This window comes from Pseudomonas sp. LA5, assembly GCF_028640825.1.
Lineage (GTDB): Bacteria > Pseudomonadota > Gammaproteobacteria > Pseudomonadales > Pseudomonadaceae > Chryseomonas > Chryseomonas aestiva.
Window position 1 is genome coordinate 1 of record NZ_JAQYZY010000027.1, and the last position, 5,921, is coordinate 5,921.

Genomic DNA, 5,921 nt, shown 5'->3' on the forward strand with positions numbered 1-5,921 from the left:
GGAGGGAGAGGGGGCTGTCCGAGCGAACGTTCGTGTGCAGCGCCAAAGGCAGATTCGCGATTCATTGTCGCCAGGCTATCCGTTAGCGCAGAGCCACCCCCTCTCCCCTTGGGAGAGGGGGTGGGGTGAGGGAAAAGCCGCGCCGGTCTATTGGGCTTCGCCGCGCTCAACCTAATACCGGCTGCGTAGCGTGGAAAACGGCGCAGCCTTTTCCACCTGAAGATTTGTTGCCAGGCGTGCCCTTACCCCAACCCTCTCCCGGAGGGAGAGGGGGCTGTCCGAGCGAACGTTCGTGTGCAGCGCCAAAGGCGAATTCGCGATTCATTGTCGCCAGGCTATCCGCTAGCGCGGAACCACTCCCTCTTCCTGTGGGGGAGGGAAGGCTAGGAACTGATCGCGGCCATGGGCCGCTCCTACAGGTGTTTCCCGGTATGTAGGAGCGGTCGCTACGGCGCACCGGCATGGCCGCGATGAGCATCTACCTCACGGCTTCTCGAACCGATAGAACAGATTGGGCTCGCTGACCACGTACAGCCGGCTCTGGTCGTCCATGGCCACGCCTTCCGCCTGGGGCACGCTGCGGCTCAGGCCGTGCTGGCCGCGCAGCAGTGACAGCGAACTGATCGGCTTGCCGTCGTCGTCCAGTTCCAGCACCAGGCGCGACTGATCCGAGAGCGCCAGCAGGTGGCCGGTGCCGGGGTCGAATTGCAGGCTGGAGAGATCGCGCACGAAAAGGCGGCGATCACGCTGTGGATCCGTGCGCAGCGACAGCGCCTGCAGGCCTTCGAAGGCTTCGCTGCCCAGGCCGTCGATCTCGTAGATGCGTACCGGATCGCTTTCCTTGGCGACGAAGAAGCGCTCGCGGGCCGCGTCATAGGCCAGGCCTTCGTTGCCGCGGTTGTCGCTTTGCACATCGCTGAGGCTGAAGGGGTGGCTGACCTGGCGGTCGTCGACGTCCACCACCCGGGTGTCGGCGCCGATCCGTACCCGCACCAGGCGCTGGCGGCGCTCTTCGCTGATCATGTAGACACCCGGCTTGATGTACTCGATGGCTTCCGGATCGCTGAAGCCCCTGAGCTCCACCTGGCGCAGCAGCCGGCCGTCCAGGTCCAGTTCGAGAAAGCGCGCCGGCTTGTTGGTGACGCTGACCAGGGTGCGGCGATCCGGATCGAAGCTCAGTGCCGAGACATCGGTGATGCCCTCGCCGATGGGGCGGGCTTCGACGGTGACCCGGTAGCTCGGCAGCCACAGCGAACGGGCCTGGCGGCTCTCGGCCTGAAGCTGGCTCTGGACGTTGAACAGGAGCCGCTCGAACAGCCGGTGTTGCTGGGCCACCAGGGTCAGGGCCAGCAGCAGGGCGCCGCCCAGCAAGGCGCCCAGGGTGCGAGGGGAAAGCAGCGGAAACATCGACAGGGTCCTGAGGCGGTAATGCCGCGCAGCCTAAGGGCGCCACCCTGAATTCAAGCTGAATAGGCGCTCATTGCGCCGCTTTGGACACCTTGTGAAACACGTGGAAGAGATTGGGTTCACCAATCAGGTAGAGATTGCCGGCTTCGTCGAGGGCCACGCCTTCCGGTTGCTCCATGGTCGCGTCCAGGCCGTGCAGGCCACGTCTCAGGCTGATGAAGCTGACCGGTTGTCCCTCGGCGGTCAGCTCCACCAGGGTGTGGGACTGGTCGGACAGCGCCAGCAGATGTCCGGTGCGCGGATCGACCGCCACCGCGGAGTAGTCGATCACCAGCTGCTTCAGTGGAAAGGGTTGCAGGCTGCCGGTAACGCCGCGGCCGTCGCTGGCCAGGGTGAAGAGGGCGGCCGGGTCGCGCTCCTTGCTGAGGATCAGGCGCTGGTGCCGCCGGTCCCAGGCGATGCCTTCGAAGCCCTTGTTGCCGGCGTCGGGAAAGCCCAGGTCGTGGTGCTCGAAGGTGTTGGCATCCAGCTCCCGGGTGTCGTCCTTCAGCTGGAACAGCGACAGCCGCCGCTGGCGTTCGTCGACGATGGCCAGGCGCCCGTCTTCCAGGGCGGTCACGCCTTCCAGGTTGGAGACGTTGCGGATCGGGATGCGTCTGAGGATGTCGCCGGTCAGGCTCAGCTGCACCAGGTAGGGGGTGCTGCCGGTAACGGCGAAGAGGGTGCGGGTACGGGGATCGTAGGTGAGATCGGAGGTCTCGGCCTCGGCCAGCCCCGGCAGTTGCTTGCCCTGGATCACCGCCTGGTAGTCCGGCAGCCAGACCGCCTGGGCGCGGACTTCCGGCGGCGTGCGGTATTCCTGCCACCAGAGCAGCGCCCGGTCGTTCCAGTGCCAGACGAAGGTGAGGATGATCAGCACCAGCAGGACGAAGGCGGGAAGGAGGCGCGACAGGATGAGGCGAGGGAGTCTGGACATGCGGGCTCGTACGGCTTCTTGTTATGGCTTGTCTGCAAAGTCGCCGAGCGTAGGCACTTTTCAGGCAAAGCCTGGAGCGTCGTGGCCGCGCCGGCACACCGTCGCCCGGCACCGGCCGGGCGACGGTGGGTGGCGGGGTTATAGCACGCGCGTTTCGAAGCGGCTAAGGTCCGGCAGCTCCAGTACCAAGTCATCGCCCACGTTGAGAGGTCCGACACCCACCGGCGTGCCGGTGAGGATGACGTCGCCCGGTTGCAGGGAGAAATGCCCGGCGATGGCCTGGATCAGCGGCAGGATGGGATTGAGCATGTCGCGGCTGTTGCCGTCCTGGCGCACCTCGCCATTGATGGTCAGGCGCACCGGGATGTCGGCCAGGTCCTCGAAGGCATCGCCCGGCACGAAGGGCGCGAGCACGCAGGCGCCGTCGAAACTCTTGGCGATCTCCCAGGGATAGCCCTTTTCCTTGAGCCGGCTCTGCACCTCTCTGAGGGTCAGGTCCAGGGAAGGGGCGAAGCCGGAGATGGCGTCGCGCACCTCTTCGGTCGACGGCTTCTTCGACAGCGGCTTGCCGATCAGCACGGCGATCTCGGCCTCGTAGTGCACCGAACCCTGATCGGTGGGGATGGCGAAGCCCTCGGCTACCGGCACCACGCAACTGGCCGGCTTGATGAACAGCAGGGGTTCGGTGGGAACCGGATTGTTCAGCTCCTTGGCGTGCTCGGCGTAGTTGCGGCCGATGCAGACGACCTTGCCCAGGGGGAAGTGGATCTTGGTGCCATCGAGGTACTGGTGCTGGTAGGCCATCTGGTGCTCCTGGTGAGTGGCGTCTGCGGGCGATCTTGACCTCACGATCTTAACCAAAAGCGCGGGCCGCGGCGCGGTCCTGGTCGCAAGGCGCTCATGGTCGCCCTGAGAAAGCTTCAGGTCGCAACCAGACCTGCATGCGGCGGCTCATGCTAAGATGGCGCCCCCTTTGCCGCTGGCTGAACTGGCCTGCGCCGCGCCGGCATCCTTCTCCCTGGACACTCTGGATTCAACGCAGATGAGCAAGACTTCCCTCGACAAGAGCAAGATCCGCTTCCTTCTCCTGGAAGGCGTCCACCAGTCCGCCGTGGATATCCTGAAGTCCGCGGGTTACAGCAACATCGAGTACGTCACCAGCTCCCTGCCGGATGCCCAGCTCAAGGAAAAGATCGCCGACGCCCACTTCATCGGCATCCGCTCGCGCACCCAGCTCACCGAAGAGGTGTTCGACTGCGCCAAGAAGCTGGTCGCCGTCGGCTGCTTCTGCATCGGCACCAACCAGGTCGACCTGCAGGCTGCCCGCGAGCGCGGCATCGCCGTGTTCAACGCGCCCTATTCCAACACCCGTTCGGTCGCCGAGCTGGTGCTGGCCGAGGCCATCCTGCTGCTGCGCGGCATCCCGGCCAAGAACGCCTCCTGCCACCGTGGCGGCTGGATCAAGAGCGCGGCCAATTCCTTCGAGATCCGTGGCAAGAAGCTGGGCATCATCGGCTACGGCTCCATCGGCACCCAGCTGTCGGTGCTGGCCGAAGGCCTGGGCATGCAGGTGTTCTTCTATGACGTCATTACCAAGCTGCCCCTGGGCAACGCCCAGCAGGTCGGCTCCCTGACCGAACTGCTCGGCATGAGCGACATCGTCACCCTGCACGTGCCGGAAACCCCCGCCACCCAGCTGATGATGGGCGAGCGCGAGATCCGCGCCATCAAGAAGGGCGGCATCCTGATCAACGCCGCCCGTGGCACCGTGGTCGACCTCGACGCCCTGGCCGCCGCCATCAAGGACGAGCACCTGATCGGCGCCGCCATCGACGTCTTCCCGGTGGAGCCGCGCTCCAACAACGACGAGTTCGTCTCGCCGCTGCGCGGCCTGGACAACGTCATCCTGACCCCGCACATCGGTGGCTCCACCGCCGAGGCCCAGGCCAACATCGGCCTGGAAGTGGCCGAGAAGCTGGTCAAGTACAGCGACAACGGCACCTCGGTGTCCTCGGTCAACTTCCCCGAAGTGGCCCTGCCGTCGCACCCGGGCAAGCACCGCCTGCTGCACATCCACCAGAACGTGCCGGGCGTGCTGTCGGAGATCAACCGCGTCTTCTCCGAGAGCGGCATCAACATCTCCGGTCAGTACCTGCAGACCGACGAGAAGGTCGGCTACGTGGTGATCGACGTCGACGCCGACTACTCCGACCTGGCTCAGGAAAAGCTGCAGAACATCAAGGGCACCATTCGTTGCCGCGTGCTGTTCTAAGCTTTAATGCACCATGAAAAAGCCCCGGTCGGGTTCGCCTGACCGGGGCTTTTTTGTGGGCTGAGAGCATGGGATCGTTGGGCTTCGCTTCGCTCAACCCAACCTACGGGAGCCCAACGCCGCGTAGCGTGGATAACGGCGCAGCCTTATCCACTGGCCGTGCTTGAGTTCACCTGTGGAAAACGCTGGCGCGGTTTTCCACGCTACGGGTGGCTTAGCTGCGCTCCAGGCGCTCCACGCCCTGGGCGGTGCCCAGCAGCAGCACGTCCGCCGGGCGGGCGGCGAAGAGGCCGTTGGCGACCACGCCGACGATGTTGTTGATCTTGGCTTCCAGGCCCACTGGATCGACGATGTGCATATTGTGCACGTCGAGGATGACGTTGCCGTTGTCGGTCACCACGCCGTCGCGGTATTCCGGGTCGCCGCCCAGCTTGACCAGTTCGCGGGCCACATAGCTGCGGGCCATGGGGATGACCTCGACCGGCAGCGGGAATTCGCCGAGCACCTCGACGCGCTTGCTGGCGTCGGCGATGCAGATGAAGGTGCGCGCCACGGCGGCGACGATCTTCTCGCGGGTCAGGGCCGCGCCGCCGCCCTTGATCAGGTTGAGGTGGCCGTCGGCTTCGTCGGCACCGTCCACGTAGAATTCCAGGTGGTTGACACCGTTGAGGTCATAGACGGTGATGCCATGGCTCTTCAGCCGGTCGGCGGTGGCCTGGGAGCTGGCCACGGCGCCGTCGAATTCCAGCTTGTGCTTGGCCAGCAGGTCGATGAAGAAGTTGGCGGTCGAGCCGGTGCCCACGCCGATCACGCTGTCGCGGGAGAGTTGGGGAAGGATGAGGTCGACCGCGGCCTGGGCGACGGCCTGCTTGAGCTGGTCCTGATTCATGGGGGTATCCGCGAAACGGGTGGAGGGTCGCCGATTATAGCCGCTCGGACGCCTGGCTAACCCACCCGGGGGTGCCCGTAGTAGACTTTTCGCCCCCGCCGCACCTACCGGATCGTCCCGCCGATGCTCGAACAGTACGTGAAGAAGACCCTGCTCGCCCCCGTCTACGACGTGGCGATCGAAACGCCCCTGCAGCCGGCGCGGGCGCTGTCCGAGCGGCTGGGCTGCCAGGTGCTGCTCAAGCGCGAAGACCTGCAGCCGGTGTTTTCCTTCAAGATCCGCGGCGCCTACACCAAGCTGGCCAGCCTCTCGGCCAGCGAGAAGGCCCGCGGGGTGATCACCGCCAGCGCCGGCAACCACGCCCAGGGCCTGTCCCT

At 65.5% G+C, this 5,921-nt stretch carries 6 protein-coding genes; 2 read left to right on the forward strand and 4 right to left on the reverse strand.

Features of this window, described 5'->3' with window-relative positions; all coding sequences use genetic code 11:
• Positions 1 to 483 precede the first annotated feature (483 nt).
• From PVZ72_RS08070 to PVZ72_RS08080, 3 genes are all read right to left on the reverse strand, one after another.
• Positions 484 to 1,407 (reverse strand): SdiA-regulated domain-containing protein, encoded by a 924-nt coding sequence (locus PVZ72_RS08070; protein WP_187981058.1) that lies wholly within the window; start codon positions 1,405 to 1,407, stop codon positions 484 to 486.
• Positions 1,408 to 1,477: 70 nt separating this feature from the next.
• Complete coding sequence (locus PVZ72_RS08075) at positions 1,478 to 2,383, reverse strand: SdiA-regulated domain-containing protein (RefSeq protein WP_273861648.1); 906 nt, start codon at positions 2,381 to 2,383, stop codon at positions 1,478 to 1,480.
• Between the two features lie 138 nt (positions 2,384 to 2,521).
• On the reverse strand, positions 2,522 to 3,187 hold the full coding sequence (locus PVZ72_RS08080; protein WP_273861649.1) for a fumarylacetoacetate hydrolase family protein: 666 nt from the start codon (positions 3,185 to 3,187) through the stop codon (positions 2,522 to 2,524).
• Between the two features lie 238 nt (positions 3,188 to 3,425).
• Between PVZ72_RS08080 and serA the strand changes: the two genes are divergently transcribed.
• The gene (gene serA, locus PVZ72_RS08085; protein ID WP_017639986.1) at positions 3,426 to 4,655 is read left to right on the forward strand and encodes a phosphoglycerate dehydrogenase; all 1,230 of its coding nucleotides are present in this window, start codon (positions 3,426 to 3,428) and stop codon (positions 4,653 to 4,655) included.
• Between the two features lie 214 nt (positions 4,656 to 4,869).
• Here the strand turns inward: serA and rpiA are convergent, their stop codons facing one another.
• Positions 4,870 to 5,544 (reverse strand): ribose-5-phosphate isomerase RpiA, encoded by a 675-nt coding sequence (gene rpiA / locus PVZ72_RS08090; protein WP_187981062.1) that lies wholly within the window; start codon positions 5,542 to 5,544, stop codon positions 4,870 to 4,872.
• Positions 5,545 to 5,667: 123 nt separating this feature from the next.
• On the opposite strand from rpiA, the gene PVZ72_RS08095 reads away from it, so the two are divergent.
• Positions 5,668 to 5,921: pyridoxal-phosphate dependent enzyme (locus PVZ72_RS08095; RefSeq protein ID WP_273861650.1), on the forward strand; the 254-nt coding region annotated here is incomplete at its 3' end.